The 22,475-nt window shown below is 58.1% G+C and carries 26 protein-coding genes, 1 tRNA gene and 1 pseudogene; 12 read left to right on the top strand and 16 right to left on the bottom strand.

The genetic code is table 11. The features are described from left to right. Positions 1 to 106 precede the first annotated feature (106 nt). The 6 genes from ASE07_RS15655 (at position 107) to ASE07_RS15630 (ending at position 7,122) form a co-directional block, all read left to right on the top strand. Complete coding sequence (locus ASE07_RS15655; protein ID WP_057291747.1) at positions 107 to 1,822, top strand: carbamoyltransferase family protein; 1,716 nt, start codon at positions 107 to 109, stop codon at positions 1,820 to 1,822. Further along, positions 1,819 to 2,979 (top strand): glycosyltransferase family 9 protein, encoded by a 1,161-nt coding sequence (locus ASE07_RS15650; RefSeq protein WP_057291746.1) that lies wholly within the window; start codon positions 1,819 to 1,821, stop codon positions 2,977 to 2,979. The genes ASE07_RS15655 and ASE07_RS15650 overlap by 4 nt, the downstream gene beginning before the upstream one ends. Next, entirely contained in the window at positions 2,976 to 4,016 is a 1,041-nt protein-coding gene (locus tag ASE07_RS15645) for a UDP-glucuronic acid decarboxylase family protein (RefSeq protein WP_082584181.1), read from the top strand. Before ASE07_RS15650 ends, ASE07_RS15645 begins: the two co-directional genes overlap by 4 nt. 40 nt (positions 4,017 to 4,056) lie before the next feature. Then, on the top strand, positions 4,057 to 4,317 hold the full coding sequence (locus ASE07_RS15640) for a hypothetical protein (RefSeq protein ID WP_057291745.1): 261 nt from the start codon (positions 4,057 to 4,059) through the stop codon (positions 4,315 to 4,317). A gap of 14 nt (positions 4,318 to 4,331) precedes the next feature. Next, positions 4,332 to 5,903, top strand: a complete 1,572-nt coding sequence (locus tag ASE07_RS15635; protein ID WP_057291744.1) for an FAD-dependent oxidoreductase — start codon at positions 4,332 to 4,334, stop codon at positions 5,901 to 5,903. 616 nt (positions 5,904 to 6,519) lie between these two features. After that, positions 6,520 to 7,122 carry a dienelactone hydrolase family protein gene (locus ASE07_RS15630; RefSeq protein WP_235548482.1) on the top strand — a complete coding sequence of 201 codons (603 nt, stop codon included), beginning with the start codon at positions 6,520 to 6,522 and terminating at the stop codon, positions 7,120 to 7,122. A 179-nt stretch (positions 7,123 to 7,301) separates the two neighbouring features. Here the strand turns inward: ASE07_RS15630 and ASE07_RS15625 are convergent, their stop codons facing one another. Both ASE07_RS15625 and ASE07_RS15620 read right to left on the bottom strand, forming a co-directional pair. After that, complete coding sequence (locus tag ASE07_RS15625; RefSeq protein WP_057291743.1) at positions 7,302 to 7,613, bottom strand: 2Fe-2S iron-sulfur cluster-binding protein; 312 nt, start codon at positions 7,611 to 7,613, stop codon at positions 7,302 to 7,304. Next, positions 7,610 to 8,284, bottom strand: coding sequence for a glutathione S-transferase family protein (locus ASE07_RS15620; protein ID WP_057291742.1), 675 nt, complete (start codon positions 8,282 to 8,284; stop codon positions 7,610 to 7,612). The genes ASE07_RS15625 and ASE07_RS15620 overlap by 4 nt, the downstream gene beginning before the upstream one ends. 235 nt (positions 8,285 to 8,519) lie before the next feature. Between ASE07_RS15620 and ASE07_RS15615 the strand changes: the two genes are divergently transcribed. Further along, positions 8,520 to 9,407 carry a succinylglutamate desuccinylase/aspartoacylase family protein gene (locus ASE07_RS15615; RefSeq protein WP_057291741.1) on the top strand — a complete coding sequence of 296 codons (888 nt, stop codon included), beginning with the start codon at positions 8,520 to 8,522 and terminating at the stop codon, positions 9,405 to 9,407. 128 nt (positions 9,408 to 9,535) lie between these two features. Here the strand turns inward: ASE07_RS15615 and ASE07_RS15610 are convergent, their stop codons facing one another. The 4 genes from ASE07_RS15610 to ASE07_RS15595 form a co-directional block, all read right to left on the bottom strand. Continuing rightward, a complete protein-coding gene (locus ASE07_RS15610; protein ID WP_057291740.1) occupies positions 9,536 to 10,243 on the bottom strand; it encodes an N-formylglutamate amidohydrolase in 708 nt (235 codons plus the stop codon). A gap of 82 nt (positions 10,244 to 10,325) precedes the next feature. Next, positions 10,326 to 11,582, bottom strand: coding sequence for a carboxylate-amine ligase (locus ASE07_RS15605; RefSeq protein ID WP_057291739.1), 1,257 nt, complete (start codon positions 11,580 to 11,582; stop codon positions 10,326 to 10,328). After that, positions 11,579 to 13,042: a RimK family protein gene (locus tag ASE07_RS15600; protein ID WP_057291738.1), complete on the bottom strand. Its 1,464-nt coding sequence runs from the start codon at positions 13,040 to 13,042 to the stop codon at positions 11,579 to 11,581. The genes ASE07_RS15605 and ASE07_RS15600 overlap by 4 nt, the downstream gene beginning before the upstream one ends. Beyond that, entirely contained in the window at positions 13,039 to 13,815 is a 777-nt protein-coding gene (locus tag ASE07_RS15595) for a hypothetical protein (protein WP_057291737.1), read from the bottom strand. The genes ASE07_RS15600 and ASE07_RS15595 overlap by 4 nt, the downstream gene beginning before the upstream one ends. Positions 13,816 to 14,054: 239 nt before the next feature. Between ASE07_RS15595 and ASE07_RS15590 the strand changes: the two genes are divergently transcribed. After that, the gene (locus ASE07_RS15590) at positions 14,055 to 14,726 is read left to right on the top strand and encodes a hypothetical protein (RefSeq protein WP_156396666.1); all 672 of its coding nucleotides are present in this window, start codon (positions 14,055 to 14,057) and stop codon (positions 14,724 to 14,726) included. 178 nt (positions 14,727 to 14,904) lie between these two features. On the opposite strand, the gene ASE07_RS28110 is transcribed toward ASE07_RS15590, so the two are convergent. The 4 genes from ASE07_RS28110 to ASE07_RS15575 form a co-directional block, all read right to left on the bottom strand. Further along, complete coding sequence (locus tag ASE07_RS28110) at positions 14,905 to 15,009, bottom strand: entericidin A/B family lipoprotein (RefSeq protein WP_442946079.1); 105 nt, start codon at positions 15,007 to 15,009, stop codon at positions 14,905 to 14,907. Positions 15,010 to 15,132: 123 nt separating this feature from the next. Then, positions 15,133 to 15,573, bottom strand: coding sequence for a hypothetical protein (locus tag ASE07_RS15585; protein WP_057291735.1), 441 nt, complete (start codon positions 15,571 to 15,573; stop codon positions 15,133 to 15,135). Then, entirely contained in the window at positions 15,570 to 15,941 is a 372-nt protein-coding gene (locus ASE07_RS15580; protein ID WP_162256891.1) for a phage holin family protein, read from the bottom strand. Before ASE07_RS15580 ends, ASE07_RS15585 begins: the two co-directional genes overlap by 4 nt. Before the next feature lie 133 nt (positions 15,942 to 16,074). Beyond that, entirely contained in the window at positions 16,075 to 16,476 is a 402-nt protein-coding gene (locus tag ASE07_RS15575; protein ID WP_057291789.1) for a DUF883 family protein, read from the bottom strand. 115 nt (positions 16,477 to 16,591) lie between these two features. On the opposite strand from ASE07_RS15575, the gene ASE07_RS28880 reads away from it, so the two are divergent. From ASE07_RS28880 to ASE07_RS15565, 3 genes are all read left to right on the top strand, one after another. Beyond that, complete coding sequence (locus tag ASE07_RS28880) at positions 16,592 to 16,801, top strand: hypothetical protein (protein WP_156396665.1); 210 nt, start codon at positions 16,592 to 16,594, stop codon at positions 16,799 to 16,801. Between the two features lie 192 nt (positions 16,802 to 16,993). Continuing rightward, entirely contained in the window at positions 16,994 to 18,166 is a 1,173-nt protein-coding gene (locus ASE07_RS15570; protein ID WP_057291733.1) for a PilT/PilU family type 4a pilus ATPase, read from the top strand. 158 nt (positions 18,167 to 18,324) lie between these two features. Continuing rightward, positions 18,325 to 19,467 (top strand): alanine racemase, encoded by a 1,143-nt coding sequence (locus ASE07_RS15565; RefSeq protein ID WP_057291732.1) that lies wholly within the window; start codon positions 18,325 to 18,327, stop codon positions 19,465 to 19,467. A 73-nt stretch (positions 19,468 to 19,540) separates the two neighbouring features. On the opposite strand, the gene ASE07_RS15560 is transcribed toward ASE07_RS15565, so the two are convergent. The 3 genes from ASE07_RS15560 to ASE07_RS15555 all read right to left on the bottom strand — a co-directional run bounded on the left by ASE07_RS15560 (position 19,541) and on the right by ASE07_RS15555 (position 20,631). Next, positions 19,541 to 19,945, bottom strand: coding sequence for a hypothetical protein (locus ASE07_RS15560; RefSeq protein ID WP_057291731.1), 405 nt, complete (start codon positions 19,943 to 19,945; stop codon positions 19,541 to 19,543). Between the two features lie 258 nt (positions 19,946 to 20,203). Then, on the bottom strand, positions 20,204 to 20,422 hold the full coding sequence (locus ASE07_RS28875) for a hypothetical protein (RefSeq protein ID WP_156396663.1): 219 nt from the start codon (positions 20,420 to 20,422) through the stop codon (positions 20,204 to 20,206). 5 nt (positions 20,423 to 20,427) lie between these two features. Next, positions 20,428 to 20,631 (bottom strand): hypothetical protein, encoded by a 204-nt coding sequence (locus ASE07_RS15555; RefSeq protein ID WP_057291730.1) that lies wholly within the window; start codon positions 20,629 to 20,631, stop codon positions 20,428 to 20,430. 179 nt (positions 20,632 to 20,810) lie between these two features. On the opposite strand from ASE07_RS15555, the gene ASE07_RS15550 reads away from it, so the two are divergent. Continuing rightward, positions 20,811 to 20,886, top strand: a tRNA-His gene (locus ASE07_RS15550). 91 nt (positions 20,887 to 20,977) lie between these two features. On the opposite strand, the gene murI is transcribed toward ASE07_RS15550, so the two are convergent. From murI to ASE07_RS30695, 3 genes and pseudogenes are all read right to left on the bottom strand, one after another. Continuing rightward, positions 20,978 to 21,796, bottom strand: coding sequence for a glutamate racemase (gene murI / locus ASE07_RS15545; RefSeq protein WP_057291729.1), 819 nt, complete (start codon positions 21,794 to 21,796; stop codon positions 20,978 to 20,980). A 49-nt stretch (positions 21,797 to 21,845) separates the two neighbouring features. Then, positions 21,846 to 22,076 (bottom strand): fumarate hydratase C-terminal domain-containing protein, encoded by a 231-nt coding sequence (locus ASE07_RS15540; RefSeq protein WP_057291728.1) that lies wholly within the window; start codon positions 22,074 to 22,076, stop codon positions 21,846 to 21,848. 3 nt (positions 22,077 to 22,079) lie between these two features. Continuing rightward, positions 22,080 to 22,474: pseudogene (locus ASE07_RS30695) on the bottom strand (fumarate hydratase C-terminal domain-containing protein); the annotation flags it as partial. Position 22,475: the final 1 nt, after the last annotated feature.

Genomic DNA, 22,475 nt, shown 5'->3' with positions numbered 1-22,475 from the left:
TTGCTTAATTGTCCATACATTGCGATGTCCTGCATTACGCCGTCGGCTCCGCGCATCCTGTCGCTTGAGCACTACCTGCACGGCAAATCCAACTCCGGAGGGAAATGTGTATACGCTTGGAATCAATGCTGCTTACCATGATTGTTCTGCTACCCTGGTCCGCGACGGTGAAGTCATCGCCGCTGCGGAAGAGGAACGTTTCACTCGCATCAAGCACGGAAAACGGCCGGTGCCGTTTTCAACATGGCAGCTCCCTTTCCATGCGATCGACTATTGCCTGAAGGAAGGCGGTATCGCACTAGCTGACGTGGACCATGTCGCGTATTCGTACAATCCATGGCTGCTGCTCGGTGAGCGCAAGGGCAATGAAACCATCACGCTGCCGCTGGAGCCTTCCGCGCACAAGAGCGACTGGCTGTCACCCTGGGATCCTTTATTCCTGTCGTCCATCGTCAATGCGCCACGCCAGCTGGCAAGCGGTGCACCGCATCATATCCGCAAACGTTTTCGCGGTGTGCAGCACGATGGCCCGTTCAAATGGCACTTCGTCGAACATCACCTTGCGCATGAAGCGAGCGCGTTTCTTGCCGCTCCCTTCGACGAATGCGCGGTGCTTACCATGGATGGCCGGGGCGAAATGGCGACCACCAGTTACGGCTATTACCAGGACCGGCGTTATCACCGGCTCAAGCAGGTCAACCTGCCGCATTCGCTTGGTCTGCTCTACGAAAACGTCACCGACTACCTCGGCTTCCTGCATTCTTCCGATGAATACAAAGTCATGGCGCTGGCCTCTTACGGCAAGCCGGTGTTCGCCGAACAGTTTCATGACATCCTGCAATATCGCGGCGATGGCGACTACGAAGTCAATCCCGCGAACTGGGCTGAGCTGTTCGGTCCGGCACGCGAACGCGGCGCGGAGTTTACCCAGCATCACATGAACATCGCGTCGTCGCTGCAGATCGTGCTCGAAGAAACGGTGCTGAAGATGGTGCACTGGCTGCACGAGCAGACCGGTGCAGAGAAGCTCGCGATGGCGGGTGGTGTCGCACTGAACTGCGTGATGAATGCGAGGGTGCGCGACCGTGGTCCTTTCAAGAAAGTGTGGGTGCAGCCGGCATCGGGAGATTCGGGTACATCGCTGGGTGCTGCACTGTGGATCGATGGCCAACAACGTGGCATGTCCAAGCGTAGCTGGCAAATGGACCATGCCTTCCTTGGCCCATCGTATGACGATGATGAAATCGAGGAATTCCTGAAGCAGGCCAAGCTCAGCTACCGCCGTGCCGACAACTTGTCGAAGGAGGTCGCCGAGTTGCTGATGCAAAACAAGGTCATCGGCTGGTTCCAGGGACGCATGGAATTTGGCCCGCGCGCACTCGGTGCGCGTTCCATTCTTGCCTCGCCACTCGATCCGGCTATGCAGCAGCGCCTCAATACCATCAAGGACAGGGAAGACTTCCGTCCCGTGGCGCCGGTAGTGCTGGAGGAAGAAGCCGCCAACTGGTTCGTCGACGGCGATGTGTCGCCTTTCATGGTTTTTGTGTACGACGTGCGTGCCGACAAGGAAGACAAGATTCCGGCGGTGCGCCACGTCGATGGCACCGCACGCATCCAGACCATCAACCGCTCGCAGAATCCGGCGTATTACGATCTGCTCACGGCATTTGCAGAACGTTCGGGGGTGCCGGTACTGATCAATACCTCGTTCAATACACGCGGCGAACCGGTGGTATGCAGTCCGCGCGACGCTGTCGAATCATTCTGCACGACACCGCTCGATGCATTGGCCATCGGTTCCTTCATCGTGCAGAAGCCATGACGGGGACGACGCACATTATCGGCCTGCCGGAGAGGCAGTCCATCGTCAACCCGTCCGTGCAAAACATCGCGGTATTCCGGGCATTGCAGTTAGGCGACATGCTGTGCACGGTGCCGGCCTTGCGCGCGTTGCGTGCAGCCGCACCGGATGCACGTATTACGCTGATTGGTATGCCGTGGGCCGCAAGCTTTGTTAGCCGCTTCAGCCAATACATCGACGAGCTGCTGGTGTTTCCCGGCTATCCGGGTTTTCCGGAGCAGGAGGCACGCATCGATGCTTTTCCCGCCTTCCTTGCCGACGCACAGGCCAGGCGCTTCGATCTGGCGATCCAGATGCACGGCAGCGGCGGCCTCAGCAATCCGCTGACGGTATTGATGGGTGCACAGCGTAATGCCGGCTATATCGCACCCGGCGAGTATTGTCCGGACCCGCAAACTTTCGCGCTGTGGGATGAACGCGAGCATGAGGTATTGCGGTTCCTGCGCCTGATGGAATTTCTCGGTGTGCCGGCACAGGGCGAGCAGCTGGAATTTCCGTTGACCGAGGCCGATGTCACGTCCTTGCAGCAGAGCGTTTCCGATCTGCCGGCGCCAGGCACCTATGTCTGTGTTCATCCCGGTGCGCGCTTGCCATCGCGGCGCTGGCTGCCGCAGCGTTTTGCGGAAGTGGCCGATCGCCTTGCACTGACCGGATTGCAGGTGGTGTTGACCGGATCGCCGGATGAGGCCGATGTGGTGAACGCCGTGCAGCGCGCCATGCGCTTGCCCGCGCGCAATCTCTGCGGCAAGACGGACCTTGGCGGCCTTGCCGCCTTGCTGTCGCAAGCGAGGCTGGTGGTGTCCAACGATACCGGCATTTCACATGTCGCGGCGGCGGTGGCGACGCTCAGCGTCATTGTGTCCTGCGGGTCGGACGCGGTCCGCTGGGCGCCGCTCGACCGCTCGCGTCATCGTGTCATCGCGGCACCAGTCGCATGCCGACCCTGCATGCACCTGGTATGTCCGATCGGACACCAGTGCGCGCAGGATGTCACGGTGGATCAGGTTTTCGGGATGGCTGCTAGTCTTCTCGATGAGCAAGCACACCTGTCAAACGCGGCGAACCGCTTGAACACACTGAATCCATCAAAATCAGCTCTAAGGGAAATGCATTCATGAAAGAAGCCGACTGCAAACGTATTCTCGTGACCGGCGGCGCCGGCTTCCTTGGCTCGCATTTGTGCGAATACCTGCTGCGCCAGGGCCACGACGTGTTGTGCGTCGATAATTTTTACACAGGCAGCAAGCACAATATTTCAAATCTGCTTGCGCATCCGCGATTTGAACTGATGCGGCACGATGTTACTTTTCCGCTGTACGTCGAGGTCGATGAAATCTATAACCTGGCCTGCCCGGCGTCGCCTGTGCATTACCAGAACGATCCGGTACAGACAACCAAGACCAGTGTGCACGGGGCGATCAATATGCTGGGCCTCGCCAAACGGGTGAAGGCCAAGATCCTGCAGGCATCCACCAGTGAAGTCTATGGCGATCCCCAGGTGCATCCGCAGACCGAACACTATTGGGGACATGTCAATCCGATCGGCATCCGCTCCTGCTATGACGAAGGCAAGCGCTGCGCGGAAACCCTGTTCATGGATTACCGGCGCCAGCACAATCTCCATGTCAAGATCGCGCGCATCTTCAATACCTACGGTCCGCGCATGCACCCCAATGATGGGCGGGTCGTGTCCAATTTCATCATGCAGGCATTGTCCAATGCGCCGCTGACGATCTACGGCGACGGTTCGCAGACGCGCTCGTTCTGTTATGTCGATGATCTGATCGCTGCATTCGACAAGTTGATGAATAGCCCGGACGGATTTTGCGGTCCTGTCAACCTGGGCAACCCGACCGAACACACCATGCTCGAACTGGCCGAACGGGTGATTGCCTTGAGCAACTCGCGCTCGAGTATTGTGTTCAAACCCTTGCCCAGCGATGACCCGGTACGCCGCAAGCCGGACATCTCGCTCGCACGCAGCGTGCTCGAATGGGAACCCAGGGTCAGTCTTGATGAGGGATTGCAGCGCACGATCGATTACTTCAAGGGAATGCGTGCCGGGCTCGATGATGAGGATGTTGATGTCCCGGCCGGCTTCACGACCGGCATGCAGGAACAGGGCTTGCATGGCGGATCACCGTCACCCGCTTAACCCCGCTTAACCCCTCTTAACCAGAGCGCAAGGCAAGCCCATGAAACATTCCCCCGAGTCCTGGAAGAAAAATCGCATCAGCTGGACGTCCTCCCTTCTGCTTGCCGCACTGGCGCTGGCAACCGTCGCATGCAGTGAGCGGCGCACCGATCCACCGCTACCACAAGCCATGCCACGGCCCACAGTACATATCCCGGCCATTGATGATGACGATAGCAACGACGTGCCGGAGGGAGAGGTGGTGACCGTACCGTTCATTGTGCCCGCACGGCCGATGCCCCGGGTGCCTGGTTTAATCTGAACAAGGAAAACATCATGGACCTTGACGACAATACCGGCTTTGCCCTGGCCCGCAGACCGATCTGGGAAGCAGCTTCGCCCAAGCCCGATTTTCCGGCACTGGCTGCGGAGATCGACGTTGATGTGGCGATCATTGGCGGCGGTATAACCGGGATTACGACTGCCGCCTTGCTCGCGCAGTCCAATCTGCGGGTCGCGGTGCTGGAAGCTGCGCAGATCGGGTCCGGCACGACCGGCCACTCGACCGGCAACCTGTATGCGACGGTCGACCAGAATCTCCATAAGCTGAGTGCCAAATGGGGAGAGCTCAAGACGCGGCAAGTGGTTGATTCGCGTCGCCGCGCGGTTGACCTCATCGAAAGCCTGGTGCACCAGCACAACGTTCAATGCGGCTTTTCGCGGCAACCATGGACGCTCTACAGCATGAATGCCGATCCGACCGCCAACAACACCATTGAACACGAATACCAGGCGGCAATGCGCTTTGGCCTGCAGGCAAGGATCAGCAATGACCTGCCGGTTCCTTATCCGGTGCATAAGGCGCTGATCGTCTCCAACCAGGCGCAATTCCATCCGCTCAGCTATGTGCGGCAACTGGCTTCGGCGATCCGGTCGGGCCGTTGCGAAATCTATGAAATGAGCCCGGTCACCGATGTCGATGAAGACATTGGCCTGATCAAGACACTGCAGGGCAGGGTGCGTGCACAGCATATTGTGATGGCAACGCATACCCCGCTGGGCATCAGCCTGTTGCATACCGAGCTGGGCGTGTACCGGGAATACGCGGTCGCTGCACCCTTGCACGAAGCGCAGCTGTCTGGCGGGATTTTCTGGAGCGCCGGTCCCGAGAAACATTCAACGCGCCTGGTCGAAATTGATGGCACACCGCATGTATTGATCATCGGCGGCAAGCACAAGACCGGGCAGAAGGAAGATGCGCAGGCAGAATATCTAAAGCTTGAAGCTGTGCTGCGCCGGAATTTTAATAGCGGCGACGTTGCCTATCGCTGGTCCGCCCAGCAATACCGGCCGGCCGACAGCTTGCCTTATATCGGCAGAATGACCGCCGGGTCGCGACTCCTGCATGCGACGGGTTTTGCCGCGGACGGGCTTACTTACGGTACGGTTGCCGCCATGATGATTGCCGACGAAATCAATGGGGTGAGCAATCCATACGCCGAGCTATACACGCCGCGTCGTTTCAATCCGATGAAGGCGGCACCGACTTTCATCAAGGAAAACCTGAACATCGCCAGCTATTACGTGAAGGACTATCTGAAAGCACCGGAAGCGAAAGAGATTTCCGAGGTCGCGCGCGGGGAAGGGCGGATTGTCGAGGTATCCGGCAACAAGCTGGCGGTCTATCGCGACGAGGCATATCAGCTGCATGTGGTTTCCCCGGTCTGCACCCATATGAAATGCCTGGTGCATTTCAACCAGGCGGAGCGCACATGGGACTGCCCATGTCATGGCAGTCGCTTCTCGGTCGAGGGTACGGTGCTTGAGGGGCCGGCTTTATCCGGACTGAAAAAGCTGGCATTGCCCGAGGAGCCGATGAAGCCAGGCGAGGGGACGGTGAGCGAGTAATAAAATTTAGTGGTGAATAGGTGCGCTTTGTAGTGGTCTAATTTGCCCGGACACGAGGTGCCTGATGACATTGCTGAAGCATAAAACTTCTCTCCATCGTGGCCGGCGGGAGGAGAGCTGACAGGCCGGGAAAATGAATTAGCCGGCCTTGCAATACACCCCATCCATCTCGTTCCCTCTCCAGCTACGCCACTCGCAAGCGGTTCAGGCTTCTAACGCGCCCAGGCCCTTAGCACGCTTATCCTCATGGCACAAACTTTGCGTTACCGCAGGCCGTGAAGAAATTCCTTTGTTTTCGCAATGGCAGATCGATGTAATCGTCGCAATGCGGCGGCAGGAATTTCAGCTGTTATGGAATTTCCTGTTTTGTCCCTCGCCCCCGGTGCTGCAGCAGCAGCGCAACACCACCTACGCCTGTATAACCGCTTCGGCAGCTGCGTTCCACCGCGCGGCGGTGTCAAGTCGTCGCTGCCAGGCATTTCGTCAACCACTTACACGGGCAAGTTCAGTCCTGCCCGTCATCCTCGCGTTTCACAGGCCATGGGCCTGTTGGAGAAAAACAATGGTTTTATCAATGCAAAGCACGGCGATCCGCGTCCCGTGCGGAGACATCCACATGGAGGGCGCACTCTGGCTTCCCGAGAACCATCTCGGCGTTGTGTTATTCGCCAACGGCAGCGGCAGCAATCGACTCAAGCCGCCTTACGACTATGTCGGCAGCGTCTTGCACAATGCCCGCCTTGCCACGCTGTGGCTGGACATGGTCACGCTTGACGAGCGCCGCACTTACCAGCCCCGCCCGAGCGTGGCCCTGCTTGCGGAGCGTCTTCAGGCGGCCTGCGACTGGCTGCAGCTTAATGAGTCGACACGGGAGCTGCCCATTGCCTTGTTCGGCTCAGGTTATGGTGCCGCCGCGGCACTGCAGTTGGCGGTGTTGCGACAGCGTACTATTTGCGCGATCGTGTTGCGCGGAGGGCGACCGGATCTCGGTAGCCAGATGCTGGCCAAAGTCCTTGCGCCGACGCTGCTGATCGTTGGCAGCCTGGATGATGGCGTGCTCAATGCCAATCGGAGCGCGTACGCAGCACTGGAATGCAAGAAGCGACTTGAAATTATTCCCGGCGCCACCCATGCGTTCGATGAACCGGGCAGCCTGGAAGTCGTCGCCAGGCTGGCACGTGGCTGGTTCTTGCAGCATACGCATTTCGCACTGGTGTAACGTTGACATTGCGGGTTGTGTAAATCCGGGCAGCGAGGTCGGTAATCGCTTCTGCTCTGCGCGGAACGTATGCCAATTCCAGCCTGTAACGCAACATGAAATCAGTGGGATCTCATGTTGCGTTATGGTTAGTGATTGGTATTACATTACAGTGCGCAAAGAAGAGGGGAAATGTCCCTCTAACCGGGCAGGCGCCTCGCATGCGGAACATGGATGACCAGATCCGATTCGGCCACAGCAACGCAGGGGAGAATATAGCCATCGCGCTTTTCTTCGGGGCTGACGCCCGGCCATTCGATGCTGTAGCGGATGCGTCCGTCGACCAGCTTGCAGAGGCAAGTGCGGCATGTTCCGTTCCGGCATGAGGCGGGCAGGTCGATGCTTGCCGTACGTGCGGCAACCAGAAGGGAGCCGTCCGACGGAGCCGTAAAGCGCCAGCCGGAAGGTTCGATACCTACCGAGAATTGCTGGACTGGCTTGTCACTGTTCATGCCGCGGGGTCGGCGAGCGGTGCCGGGACCGGGGAGACGCCCTGCGCCAGTGCGGCCTTTTCCTGCGCGGCGAGCGCACGCTGGAATCCGTCTCGTTGTTGCAGTCGTTGCCAGTAACGCAGCACAGCTTCAGAAAAGCGTTCAGCCATGCCAAGATAGTCGGCCAGCATCAGCGCGTAGCCGACTGAAATATCGGCTGCCGTGAAGCGCTGCGCACACAGGAAATCCTGGCGTGCTACTACCGCGTCCACCGCACGCAGTCGTGCCAGGAACCAGCGGCTGTAGTCTTCCACGACCTGCGGCTGTTTGCGATCCTGTGGTTCAAACCGGCCATAACGCAGTACCAGCGTCTGTGGAAAGGTGAGCGTGGCTTCACCCAGATGCAGCCAGTTCAGGTAACGGCCGTAATCCGGGTCGTCCTGAGCGACATCGAGGTTGCCCTTGCCAAAGCGGGACGCCAGATACTGGCAGATCGCTGCTGACTCCGTCATGCATAGCGCACCATCAAACAGTGCCGGTACGGTGCCGAGCGGATTGACCGCCAGGTATTCCCGTGCCAGGGCGCGCGGTGGAAACGGCAGCATCTTCAGCTCATAAGGAAGCCCGAGCTCTTCCAATGCCCATAAGGGACGGAAGGAACGTGCGCTGATGCAGTGATAGAGGATCATCATGAGGTACGGCGGTTTACACGGAATAACACAATGGCTCTCCTGAAAAGGTTTTGCGAAATTGTAACGCCGATTCCAGCGACATTGCCCGCATCCGGCACGCCGCTTCGCCAGGGGCATGGTTGGACGGGTGTTGCCAAGGAATGCGACAATGCGCCTTTTTACTCGCCACCGGGTCTGCCGCATCTTGGCAAACCGGCAAAGGCCACATTACCGAACAAGCAAGGGAAGGAAAACCATGACCGTCAAAACCGTTGTCTTTCATGCACTGGAAACCGGGCCCGCACTGACTGTACTGGGCGCCGTTCACGGCAATGAACGCTGCGGCCCCGAAGCCATCCGCCGCTTGATTGGCGACGTGGAAGACGGCACCGTGGCGCTAAGCCGTGGCAGCCTGCAACTGATGCCAGTCGTGAATCCGAAAGCCTATGCGCAGAACGTGCGCTTCGTCGAACGCAACCTGAATCGCCAGCTGTATCCGAAGGACGAGAAAGTCCACTACGAAGATCATCTTGACCCGATAGTCTGCGACCTGCTCGACCGGACCGACGTGCTGCTCGACCTGCATTCCTTCGCGTCGCCGGGCGGACCCTTCATTTTCCTGAGTGGAAAAAACCCCGATGAACTGGCTTATGCCAAGTCGCTTGGCGTGTCGGATTTCGTCTATGGCTGGGCGGAAGCGTACGGCGGTGGCGGCAGCAAGGAATCGCAGGGCACGACCGAGTATGCCCGTACGCGCGGCGCACTGGCCGTGACGCTGGAATGCGGCCAGCACCTGAATACGGATGCGGCAGACGTCGGCTACCGTGCGATCCTGATGGCGCTGTCGCATCTTGGCATGCTGGATGCATCGTGCCCGGCAGCCTCCGGCCTGGGTCAATCCGCAGCGGCAGCCGACCTGCGTTGCGTACGCATGAAAAGCGTGTTTTACCGGGATGAAGGCGCCAGCTTCTGCAAGCCGTGGCGGCATTTTGATGCAGTTGCCAAAGGCGAGACGATTGCCAGCTATGCCAATGGCGAGAAGCTGGTAGCGCCGGAAGACGGGTTCATCGTACTGCCGAAGGAAGCGGCGGCAACAGGGGGAGAGTGGTTTTACTTTGGGACGGCAACGGCGTATCCGGAGTAGAAAGGCCTCAATTATTGAAATGTCAGGATAGAAACACGCACCGTAAAATTCCCTCCCCCTTTTAGGGGGAGGGCTAGGGTGGGGGGGCGAAGGTCGATCAGCCGCCTGCGATTGCCAGCCCAGCAAAACTACAAACCCAAAGCCCGCACAAACGCCCCAATCACCCCGGCACGCAACTCCTTCCAATGTCCCCCACGTTCAAACACGTGCTTCTGATTGATCTCCAACTCGATCCCCACATAATTCTCAGCCGCAAACCGTCGGCGCAGATGCACGGTAAACCCGTCCGCCGTCCCGCTATAAGGGTAGTTCATCCGCACCCTCATCTCCGGTAACGCCTCCCGCATCTCCTGACGCCAGCGCCGACTTAGCTCCGCCTCGCCAGGCCGCGCGGGGTCGTACAGCAACCCTATATCCGCATTGCGCATTTCACCATTGAGTTCCGGCGTGAAGCTGTGACAGGACACATGCACCACCCGCGCGCCGCTCTCGATGGCTTGCCGGATGCGGCTTTCGGCCTTGGTACGGTAAGGCTGGTAATAGCGCCGGGAAATCTCTTCACGCAATTCCGGCTCGGCGGCGCGCGTCATTTCCGAGTACACATGAGGATGGCCAATCGAGCGATTAAGATCGATGAGCAAGCGGCTGACGGTCGCAGCGACCAGCGGTGCATCGAGCGTCTTTGCCATGTCATGCGCCATGCGCAGTGCGCCCGGATCGTAACCCCGGTGCGTGCGCAAAACGTCTTCACGACCAAGGAAGAAGTCGCGGTAACGGGACGGTATGCGATTGCCGCCATGTTCGCAGCTGATGAGGTAGAAGTCGGGTCGGCTCAAGTTGATGTCATCGTTGACGTCATTGCAGGCTGGGGATGACCCAGCGATCGCTGAAGTTGAGATTACACTATTACACTGATCGCTATGCCAGAAACATCCTCCCTTCCTGCAGGCAGTCGCACAGTTCCTGGTAGACCGCATGGAGTTTTCCGGCCGATCCATCTCCGGCTGCCCGCAGTATCCTGCGCGCCAGCGGTCCATGCTCGAGCATGGTCTGCAGCGGGACGCTCCAGTGCTGGGCATGGCCATCGTCTTCGTTCAGCATTTGTCCGATCAGGTGATACCACAGTTCCTGTGCCGTACAGCGCTGGCCCGGATAGGACAGCAGCCGCAGGTAGGCGGCGTTGTCGATCACCGTTTGCTCGGCATCGCGCAGGCAGGCGTGCAGCACGGCCGCCAGTGCGGCGGTAGACATCTCTTGCTGTGCGATCAATTCTTCCCGTCCCACGCGATACAGGCGCCGCACTACATCGACAGTCGCGGCTGCCACCGCAAGATCGGCACGCGGGCATTCCTGCGTGTCGATGACCCTGATCTCGATGGCGTTGCGGTCGAAGCGCGCAATGGCGCCGCGCGAGTTCAGCCATTCTTTTTGCAGTACCCCCTCGGGATCGTAAGGCGCAATATCCCGGTACATCGGCGCAAGGATGCGCTGTTCATAGGCCGCGCGGCTGGTGATCGTTTCGGGAATCACTTTGCCGGCGATGGAAGGGACCGCATCCGCATTGTGGCTGTAGACATGCATGCGGTAATCCGCCATGCCGGTGGCGCGGCCATCCGCAAACGGTGAACTGGCCGCAAGCGCCGGAAGGATTGGCAACACCAGACGTATCGCCGCATGTAGCCGCTCGAACTCATCGTCATTGGCAAACGGCAGGTTGATATGCATGCTTTGCAGATTGGCCCATCCATGCGACTTGCTATTGAAGATGCGGTCGTACGCGCGATAAATTTCTTCGTTGTCATGCGGCCACAAATGCGTTTCGCGCACCGGGTCCATCCAGGGATGCATCGCCGTTGGCATCAGCCTGGCGTTCATGGGTTGAAGAAGACGGTTGATCTCGCGTACTTCCGCATCGAATGCTTCCGGCAACATGGACAGCGATACGGTAGGGCGCAGGTTCTTGACCTCCAGGACATGCATCACCAGCTCGTTGGACCAGCCCATGCGGCCACGCCGCATTTCATTGTTTTCGCTGCCCGGTGCGTCGCGCAGCAGTCGGTCCGACCAGGGCAGCACCGACAGGCTGTCACGGTCGACGATCATGTATTCCAGTTCAATGCCATAGCCCATGAAGGCATGCAGTATCGGGGGCTCCCCCTCTTCGTCGTCATTCATAGCGTGCAGTTTCCTTTGCTGGATTCGATGCGCTTGCGAAATACACCCATGACCTCGCGGTACAGCGCATCGCCGAGCACGGCATCTTCATTGCCGGCATCGACGTTGGGGTTGTCGTTGATTTCGATGACGTAGTACTGCGATCCAACCTGCTTCAGGTCCACGCCATAGAAGCCATCGCCAATCAGGTTGGCGGCTTGCAAGGCGATCTTGACGACATCGTCCGGCACTTCGCCCACCGACAGCGCTTCCGTGCGTCCTTCGCTGGTATGGTGATGGTCATGCTTGATGATTTGCCAGTGGCCGGGCGCCATGTAGTACTTGCAGACGAAGAGGACGCGCTGGTCCAGCACGCCGATGCGCCAGTCGAATTGCGTTGGCAGATATTCCTGGGCCAGCACCAGCTCGGACTGCTGCAACAATTCGTTCACTTTCACCAGCAAGTCCTGTTCCGATTCGATCTTGACCACGCCCAGCGAGAACGCGCCATCCGGTTGCTTCAGGATGCAGGGCAAACCCAGCGTCGACACGATCTGATCGACGTTACCCTGATGAACCACCAGTGTTTTCGGGGTCGGAATATGATGGCGCGTCAACAGTTCGTTCAGATAAATCTTGTTGGTACAGCGCAGGATGGAATCAGGATCGTCGATGACGACCATGCCGGCGGCGGCCGCCTGCCGCGAAACCTGATAGGTGTAGTGATCGACGTTGGTGGTGTCGCGAATGAACAGCGCATCAAAGTCCGTCAGGCGGCGCATGTCTTTCGGCGTGATCAGTTCGGCATCCATGCCAAGCAGCGCCGCCGCTTCCAGAAATTTACGCATCGCCTCGTCGTTCGATGGCGACTCGGCGCGTTGCGGATCGTGCAGTATTGCCAGGCAGGGCTTGCGTGCCGCAGTGCTGGTCCGGATCTTTTGTTCTTTCAGGTGCGCGATCACGGCCTGTGTTGCCAGGTCATTGTGATGCGGAGGAATATCGCAGATGCTGCCAGCATGAATGCTGCATAGATGCCAATGATCGTTGGCGCGCTCGAAGCGTGCATGCAGCACCGGCGTGCGCAGCAGTTTGAATAACTGTTCGCACAGGTGCTGGTGCGCGCCGTCGGCATCGCGGCCAAAATAGATGTTGAGATCGACCATCTCCTCGTGCGTGCGCGAGAGCGAGCAATCGATCAGGTTGCCAAGCTTGTCCGACACGTCCTGCACCAGCGTCTCCGAATGCAGGTCTTTCATCGCCTCTGCATCCGGCAGGGGCTGGTGTCCGCGTGCTTCCGCCAGCAGGGATACGTAGTAACCCTTGCTTTGATAACGGTAGGTACGACAGAGATTGAAGACTTTGGTGGAACGGGTGTCGCCGTAGGCGGGATCCATCAGGTAGGTTTGGGCGGGTATGACCGTGACGCCCGGAATGTCGTTGGGCCAGTCCTGCTCTCGACTCACAACGAAAAGAATGTTCATGGCGCTTCCTGTCGCGGCTTGCGCTTGGGGTGAATGATCAGCAGGTTGGCATCGTGGGTGACAATGCCGAGCAGCACCGCATTGACGACACGGTCCACGCTTAACCAATAGGCATGCTTGCTGTCATAAGGGTTCGCCTGGTAGGGATCGACGACCAGAACCTTGCGGCGTTCGCTGTCGTAGCCACCGATGATGACAAAGTGGCCTGATGGCAGGCCCCGAACATCATCAGCTTCATCTTCCGGCCCGAACTCTCGTGCCGCGCGATACAGGAAAGTGGAACTAAGGCCGGTAATGATGGGCATCCTGCGCAACAGGATATTGCGTATCAGATAGCGCGACAGGTCAAACAGCCGTAGTCGCCCGCCCAGGTTCAGGAATTCCAGGTAACCGTTGGTCGCATGCTGCAGGCGGTAATCCATCTTGTGTTCGCGCTGCGAGCGCAGGCGATCGGCAATATCGACGCCGGGTTCGGTAAACCAGGTCGGATCGAACACCGTCAGGTTGTACGTATAGATGCTGGCCATGTACCCCTTGCGCAGCGCGTCGCAGGCAAGGAAAACCGCAAAGGTACCGCCGTGCTCCAGCCTGCCGGTACGTGATATGACTTCCGATAAGGGTTCGTCGTCCCCCCAGTAGCGATACAAGGCGTGCAGGCACGTGGGGCCACAGGTGGTTTCGTCCGGCTGCGGCAGGATGTTGACCGGCAACTGCAAAATTGCATGGCTCACTGGAAATTGTGCTGGGCTGTCTTTGTGGTTGAACTGTCTCATGGGAACAGGCACTCCTTCTTAGTGCATAGCATTTTTGGTGCCAGTCAAAGCAGGCCCATGGAGGCGCGATTACTCTTGCTGACAGAGCGGCCTACGTGGTTAATGTACCTGGCTACTGATACCGGTCGCGTGTAAAAGTTTCCAGCGACGGTAAGCGCCGATCCTGGCGTGTGGTGGAATACGGCATGGATGGTGCTTTGATGGAGCTGGACAGCCACAACAATGATTGGAGGTGCATCATGAGAGAAAGAATGCGCGGTTTGATGATGATCGGCCTTGCGGCACCTGCGTTTTCGCTCGCGCAGGTGTCGCCTGGTGCGCCTGCGTCGGCCACCGCACCTGCGGAAGAATCATCGGCAGCAGGTATTACATCGCAAGGCATTCCCGAGCCGAGTCGCGAATTGTCGTCCGGTGGCGCCAACGCGACCAACTCCGAAGCCGGCGTCGACACGGCCACGCTGCCATCGCCGACAGACCGTCTGAAACCGGTGGTGACCAATGACATTACTTATTTGTGCGGTGGTATAGGCGAGGAAGAAGCCAATTTCATGAAGCAGGAGGCGAAAGGCTATGACCTGATGCTGACTTTCGCCGCGCGCGACGGCGCCTATCTCGCCGATGTCAATGTGACGATCAGCGGTCCGAACGGCGCTTCGTTGCTGCAGACACGCTGTGATTCACCCATCCTGCTGGTGGACCTTCCGAAAAGCGGAAGCTATCGGGTGACTGCCGATGCGGCAGGTTATTCGCTGCAGCGCCAGGTGAAGGTGGATGCGAAGCGAAAGGGCAGTCGACATCTCACGCAGGCCGTGTTGGTATGGCCCCAACAAGTGGCCGAGGCGCCGGCAGGGCCAGTAACGTCCGGCGAATCCGGGTCTGGGCAAGGGCACACCGGAACGGGAACACGATGAAACAAGGGACTACGACGCACGATAAGGTTGCGTAAAGCTTTATTGCTTATTTGCTTCATTGCTTATTTATTGGTCGCCTCGTTGCTGCCACAGAGGCGAAGCGGTGACGTCCTGAAACACAAAAGGCAGGACCGGCCTGAAGGCCGACCCTGCCCTTTACCTCACAGCCAGGACTGGCTTATTTGTTCTTTTCAGCAGCGCCTTGAACTTTCTCGCCGCCGCGCTCAACGTCTTTGCCGAGGCCGGACATGGTGTTACAAGCGGACAGGCCGATAGTGACCATCAGGATGCTCAGTACGGAGATAATTTTTTTCATGATTTTTTCCTTTCAGGTTATTAAAAAGACGGGTTTTCCAAAACGCTGCAATGATCATGCCCAACCCGTTCAGCATGCTCCCCTGCAACACTACTGCGACTGGGAATTGCTATGGCCTTGCAAATATGCCCCTGCCATTGTTATGAGTCGACCAACAAGGTCTGCGTTCGATTCGTTGCGCCCGGTCAAAGTTGCCAGAGCGGTGGTGCCAGTCACGGCCGTGCGCATGATGCGTTTCGGGCCAATGGCGAGAATGGCCGCAACTCCGAGGGCAATGTACATCGGATGCTGCATCAATGTACGTACAACAGTGCTGCGTGGAAAAACATCAGGCACTGTTTGATGCGCCGCCACTGGACGCAGCGCCGGCGTGTAGCTATGTGCAAAGGTGTGATCGACCTGAATAGCCTGGCCGACGGGTATTTGGCCAAGCTCATCGCCATCGGTCAGCATGCGGCGATAGTTCTCGCGCCGCATCCGCATCCGCTCGAGGATTGCCTGCCTTTCCGCTTCAAGTGACTGTATGCTCATATGCTCCCCTTGATGACATCGATATCACGCTGCAATTCACCACGGATGGTGCTGGTCAGCGATGATGGTGACTTGAATTGTTTCATGCAAACCGCCACTGCAGCGCCCGCGATGCCGCCATACAGGAGGACGACGAACCAGGCCGCCAGCGCGCGATAGTCGCTGTCCCAGAAACTGATGATGATGGCCAGTCCGAGGAAGATGGTCGCCAGCAGCGCGAACAACAGGGCGATGGTAAAGCCCGCGATGCGGATGGCAAGCTGCTGTTCGCGGATCTTCATTTCCACCCGCAACAGGTCCATGTAATCCCCGATGCGATCAAGCGTGATCAGGTAAAGCTGTTTGGATTTTTGAAGGGCTGCAAACATCGCGGTCGTCCTTTCAGGTGGTCGCAAAAATTCGATCGGATACCAGTGATTCCGAAGCGCGGCTGTAGGCTCCAGAATCATCGGCAATGTGAATGGCCGCGCTGTGGCTAACCAGGGAACGCGGCGGTATCGATCAGCGACGTTTGAACAACAGACCGAGCAGCAGGCCGGTGCCTACGGCAACGGCGACCGATTGCATCGGCTTGTCCTTCACATATTCGGTGGTGGTTTCCATACCGCGATTCAGTTGCTGGCTTGCCTGGTTGGCGATGCCCTTGGCGGCGTAACGTACCGAGCTGAATTTCGCCATCAGTTGTGCATGGGCCTGTGCCAGTTCATCATCGGAAAGGCTGGACGAACGGTTGACCAGGGAGTCCAGATCGCTTTTCAGGTTGGAAAGATCGCTGCGCAGCGATGCAGCCGATTTTTGTGTAGTGCCCTTGATTTCATTCATCGAGCCCTTCATTGATTGCATCGTTGCCGATGCCTTGTCGCTACCGTTTCCGGTTGTGGAAGTGATGGGATTAGTTTCCATGAATCGCTCCTTGACGAGGTTTGACCAGATTTGAAAGACGATGAAAGAAAACTCAGTCACCGTGCCAGGCCCGCAGCGGGAAGTCTGCGGGGAACGCAACAAAAACGAGAGACACATGCTTGCGATTCCGGCTGCACCGTCCATACCGGGCTTGTCGGATACCAGCCCGGTGATCATTCGTTACAACGGCGCAGACAGCATCGGTCTCCGGTTCCCTGATGTCCACCGGTTGACTCAGCAAACGGTGTGCCATGGCGTGAACATTCGAGCAAGAACAGGGATGCTCGGGCAAACCGGAAAAAAAGATCATGCTTTGCCTTCCTGAGCGGCCCGAATGTAAAAACGGCACCACTATTTTTGTACATAGGCCATGTAATTCTTGCAACCTGTTGTTGTCTGCATGTGACTTTGTTACCTCGGGGCGCGACAGCATGCCGGACAAATTTCTTGCGGGTATGGCCACCAGGAAACATAATTGTTGAATCAGTTAATCACATCGCATTGAAAGGTTGCACTTATGTCTACCTTCGGCCCTGACGAAGCGCGTAACTACATGCATCAACTGCTCAAGGTCATGCATCAGCAGGGAGGCTCCGATCTGTTCATTTCCGCAGACTTCCCACCGAGCATGAAGCATCAGGGCGCCATGAAGCCGCTGAGCCAGCAAAAGCTTACCGGTGATATTACAAAGAAGCTTGCGCTAAGTCTGATGAACGATAAACAGCGCAATGAATTCGAGACCGAGCTGGAATGTAACTTCGCGATTTCGCTGCCAAACGTCTGCCGCTTCCGCGTCAACGTCTTCGTACAGCAGCAACAGACCGGCATGGTGATTCGCACGATAGCCGCCGAGATCCCCAACTTTGAAAAGCTGCAGCTGCCTGAAGTCTTGAAGGATGTGATCATGACCAAGCGCGGGCTGGTGCTGGTCGTGGGCGGTACCGGCTCCGGCAAGTCGACCACGCTGGCGGCGATGATCGATCATCGCAATGCCAGCTCTTCCGGCCACATCATTACGGTCGAAGACCCGGTCGAGTACGTCCATAAAAACAAATCCTGCCTGATCACGCATCGCGAAGTCGGTGTCGACACGCTGTCCTGGCACCATGCCTTGAAAAATACCTTGCGGCAGGCGCCGGATGTGATTCTGATCGGCGAAATCCGTGACACCGAAACGATGGAGCATGCCATCGCCTTTGCAGAAACGGGGCACCTTTGTCTCGGTACCCTGCATGCAAACAATGCCAACCAGACCATCGACCGCATCATCAACTTCTTCCCGGAAGAACGGCGCAATCAGCTGCTTGGGGACTTGTCGTCAAACCTGCGCGCGATCATTTCGCAGCGCCTGGTGCGTACCGAAGACGGCAAGGGCCGCCGTGCCGCCATCGAGATCCTGCTCAACACACCGACCATTGCCGAACAGATCCTGAAAGGGCAGTTCCAGGGTATCAAGGAAATCATGGGCAAGTCGCGCGAACTCGGCATGTGCACCTTTGATCAGGCGCTGTTCGACCTGTACAACGCCGGCCACATCGGTTACGACGAGGCGATTCGCAATGCTGATTCGGCCAATGAACTGCGCCTGCAGATCAAGCTGCGCGCCACGCGCGGTCAGCGGGAAGAAGCATCCGGCTTCAATCTCGCGATCGATGAAGAGAAGGAAGCCGAGGAAGAGGTAAAGAAGTAATGCAGTTACGTTAGGTTTTCAGCAGGGTAGACAAGGCGCTGGATTGCACGGCGAGGCTGTGCAATCCAGCGCCGCAAGCCCATCCCACTCATGCTAGGATCGCCGTATAGGGCGCCCGCGATACAGGTGCCATCCTTCCCCGATCAACGAGCGAATCCATGAGCCTTCATCAATTACTTTCCGAACTCGCGACGCCCGCAGTGCTGCTGGACAAGCGACGCCTGCAGGCCAATTGCGAACGTATGACGGCGCGTGCACGCGAGGCCAATGTGCAGTTGCGCCCACACCTGAAAACTGCCAAATGCGCAGAAGTCGCCGCACTGGCAACCGCGGGACAGCCTGGCGGAGTTACCGTATCCACGTTGGCGGAGCTGCAGTATTTTTTTGATGCCGGTTACAGCGATCTGACCTATGCAGTCGGAATCGTGCCGGGAAAGATGGGGGCGATAGAAAAGCTGATGGAGCAGGGCGCGCGCATCCGTGTCGTGCTTGATTCGGTGGAAGCGGTCGAGGCGCTTGCCGAGCGGCCCGTGCATCAAAACGTGGCGGTCTCAGTGCCGGTACTGATCGAGATCGATTGCGGCGGACATCGCGCCGGTGTGTCGCCACAATCTGAACAGTTGCTGGCCATTGCCGAGCGCATCGTGGCCGCACCCGGACTGGTGCTGGATGGTGTGCTCACACATGCCGGACATGCTTATCATGCCAACGACATGGCCTCACGGACAGCGATCGCCATTGCGGAACGCGACGCTGCGGTACTTGCCGCGCAACGCTTGCGCGCGGCCGGCCATGACTGTCCGACCGTAAGTATTGGTTCCACACCGACGGCGCTGACCGACATCCCGCTAGACGGCGTCACTGAAATCCGACCCGGTGTATACGTGTTCTTTGATTTGGCGCAGGCCGCACTGGGCGTCTGCGACATCGACGATATCGCCGTGAGTGTGCTGGCAACCGTGATTGGTCATCATCGCGAAGCAGGGCATTTGCTGATCGATGCCGGTGCCCTGGCGCTCTCCAAGGACGTGAGCGCCAGCGAGTTTCATGAGCATGTCGGCTATGGACTCGTCTGCGACCTGGATGGCCTTCCTCTTCCGGGTATGTATGTCGCCGATGCGCACCAGGAACATGGCTTCGTCAAAAACGTCAACGGGATGCCGGACTTTGAACGATTCCCTGTCGGTACGCGCCTACGTGTATTGCCGAACCATGCATGCATGACGGTCGCGCCCTACGATGCCTATCACGTCATTGATGGTCAGTCCTTGCAGAAATGGAGTAAGGCAACAGGTTGGTAACAGGTTGGTAAAGCGTATCGCTTATCCTTCGATAAGCCCCGAACCGGTTACGGTGAGTCGCAGCAAGCCATCGTCAGCCTTCGCGGTTCCTGCGGTAGACCAGTCCATCGACGTCCACGGCGCCGGAGCGGTCCAGAATGATGGCTGCCTGGTTTTCCTGTTCATCGGTTTCAGCATCGACTGTCAGGATGATGTTGCCGCGGTAGACTGCTTCCTGCGGCGCGCTGGTATCCGGCCGGCGGCTAATGTCATCTCCTCCGTCGGGATCGGTGCCATGCAGCCTATCCAGAAAACTCGTGCTGTCCGGATTTATGTCTTCCTTCCGGTCAACAACAAAGTTGCCTTGTACGGCGCCCGCCTCATCTCCTGTAGCGGTGAGATGGACGCTGGATTCCGGAAAACCTTTGCCCAATAGTTGCTGACGCACCTGTTCTGCGTCGGCCAAATGGTCGTAAACGCGTACCAGTGTATTTCCCATAGTCGTGACCCTGCCTGTTCAAGTTTGCCCGGCTTGTTGCCTTTAGCTGAACTTGTGTGACTATGGCGAAAGTGATAAGTGCCCGCCTTGCCGGCACTGTTTGTCGTTGAGGACGCCGCAGCACTTCCTGTGCAAACGATAGTCGCTTGCGTCCGGGCATGATTCGTCCGAACTGCCGTCCGAACGCCTCGGCGGCAACCTGTACGATCTATTCGTCAACCGAGCCGGAGCGAGCTATGTGGGCAAGGTGCCGGAAATTTACTTCCTGGACGAGCCGCCAAGACCGCTCGGGCCGGGCGCCGCAGGGTTCCCGGAACCGACACCCATGCCAGACCCTGGTGTGGACAGTGGATTACCCTGTACATCATTGGAGCCCTGGACCGCAGGTGGCGGCTGGCTGACATGGGCACCGTCGCGGGTGATCATGCAGCCGCTGAGCGTGAAAAGAAGGGCCAGTGGCAGTAACAGGCGCGTCATGGCGTTCACCAGCCCAGGCCAATACCGATACCACCGCCGCTGCGACCACCCCACGTGCCGCCGCCGATGCCGATATGGGCGCCAGCGCCGGGATAGGTCGGATCGTTGTAGACGCTGTTGGCACCCTGACTCGGGTTGTCGCCGTTCGGCGCGGTGGCGCATCCGATCAGGATCATGGCAAGAGCGACTGCGAGTATTCTGGTAATCATGGCAGCTCCGGAAAGACAATTTATCAACATTAGATGCGGGGAAGAGCGGGCGGTTCTGCGTCGGAAAGGTGGTCAGTTTGCGTAATGATGGAAGAGGTGCAATTGGATTTGCCAGTTTGGAGTGAAGTTTGTATAATGGCGGGCTTGCTTGATGTCACTTCAAGCAAGCCGTTTCATTGGTGGCTGTAGCTCAGTTGGTAGAGTCCAGGATTGTGATTCCTGTTGTCGCGGGTTCGAGTCCCGTCAGCCACCCCAAAGAATTCAACAAAAAGCCCGGTTCTCGCGAACCGGGCTTTTTGCTTTTTGCCTTCTACGTTACTGAAAATCCTTGTTTTTAGGCTAGGTTTCAGGCACTTGCCGCAATTGGCATCACCGGTGGATGCAATCCCAACAGTTTGGCAAATGCGCTTTCCAGTGCGGTCTGGCTACCAGTCGTAAATCCGGTGATCGTCCCGACACCTTCTTGCCGCAACAAGCCTTTCTCAGTCAGCAAGCGCACCAGTTGCCGCGCGACCGGTTCACCGGTATCGACGATGGTGATGGGCTTTGACGTGATATGGGCAATCAGTTCTTCAATCAAGGGTTGCACAAAAGGGTAGTGGGTGCAGCCAAGCACCAGCGTATCCGCGCCTTGCTCGATCAGGGGTTGAAGATAGCCGCGTACCAGCGCGGCAGTCGCCGCTGAGTGCAGCTCACCTTTTTCAACCTGGTCCGCCAGCCCGATGCAGGCTTGGGGCAGGAATACCACGTTGGTCGCGGCGGTGATCTGCTCGCGCAGCAGGTTGAATTTGGTGCTCGACAGCGTGCCTTTAGTTGCCATCACGCCGACGGTACCTGTTCTGGTCAATGCGGCCGCAGGTTTGAGTCCGGGTTCGACCCCCACGACAGGCAGGGAAGGGTAGAGCTCACGGATCGCCTTGATTGCCGCCGCGGTCGCGGTGTTGCACGCCACCACGAGCGCCTTGGCGCCGTACTGCATGAGGAATTCCGCGATTGCCAGCGAACGCGCAACGATTTCGGATTCCGGCCGGCCCCCATAGGGTGCGAATCCGGAATCGGCGAAATACAAAAGTTGTTCGTTGGGCAGGCTGGCATGAATATATTTCAGGACCGACAAGCCACCGATGCCTGAATCAAAAACGCCGATGGGGGCCTCGGCCCCCATCAGGTTCGTCGCTTGAGAAGTGACGTTCACTGGTTTGACACCGGTTCGCTTACGCTACCGTGACCGGGATGCTGGCGAGCTTGCCGGTCGAGATGCGCTCCTGCCATTCCTTCGGGCCGGTGTTGTGCACCGAAATGCCATTGGAGTCGACAGCCACTGTGACTGGCATATCCTTGACTTCAAACTCGTAGATCGCTTCCATGCCGAGGTCGGCGAAGCCCACGACCTTGGCGCCCCTGATTGCTTTCGAAACGAGGTAAGCAGCGCCGCCGACCGCCATCANACTTCAAACTCGTAGATCGCTTCCATGCCGAGGTCGGCGAAGCCCACGACCTTGGCGCCCCTGATTGCTTTCGAAACGAGGTAAGCAGCGCCGCCGACCGCCATCARGTAGGCCGACYTGTGGTTCTTGATCGACTCGATCGCCACAGGGCCGCGTTCAGCCTTGCCGATCATGGAGATCAGACCTGTCTTCTCGAGCATCATGTCAGTGAACTTGTCCATGCGGGTCGCGGTGGTCGGGCCTGCCGGACCGACCACTTCATCGCGTACCGGATCGACCGGGCCGACGTAATAGATCACGCGGTTGGTGAAGTCGACGGGCAGTGGTTCGCCCTTGGCCAGCATGTCTTGAATACGCTTATGCGCCGCATCGCGGCCGGTCAGCATCTTGCCGTTN

It is taken from the genome of Noviherbaspirillum sp. Root189 (genome assembly GCF_001428545.1).
In the GTDB taxonomy this organism is placed as follows: domain Bacteria; phylum Pseudomonadota; class Gammaproteobacteria; order Burkholderiales; family Burkholderiaceae_D; genus Noviherbaspirillum.
The sequence above is the reverse complement of the archived record's forward strand: the minus strand, read 5'-3'. Positions and strand labels throughout refer to the sequence as shown.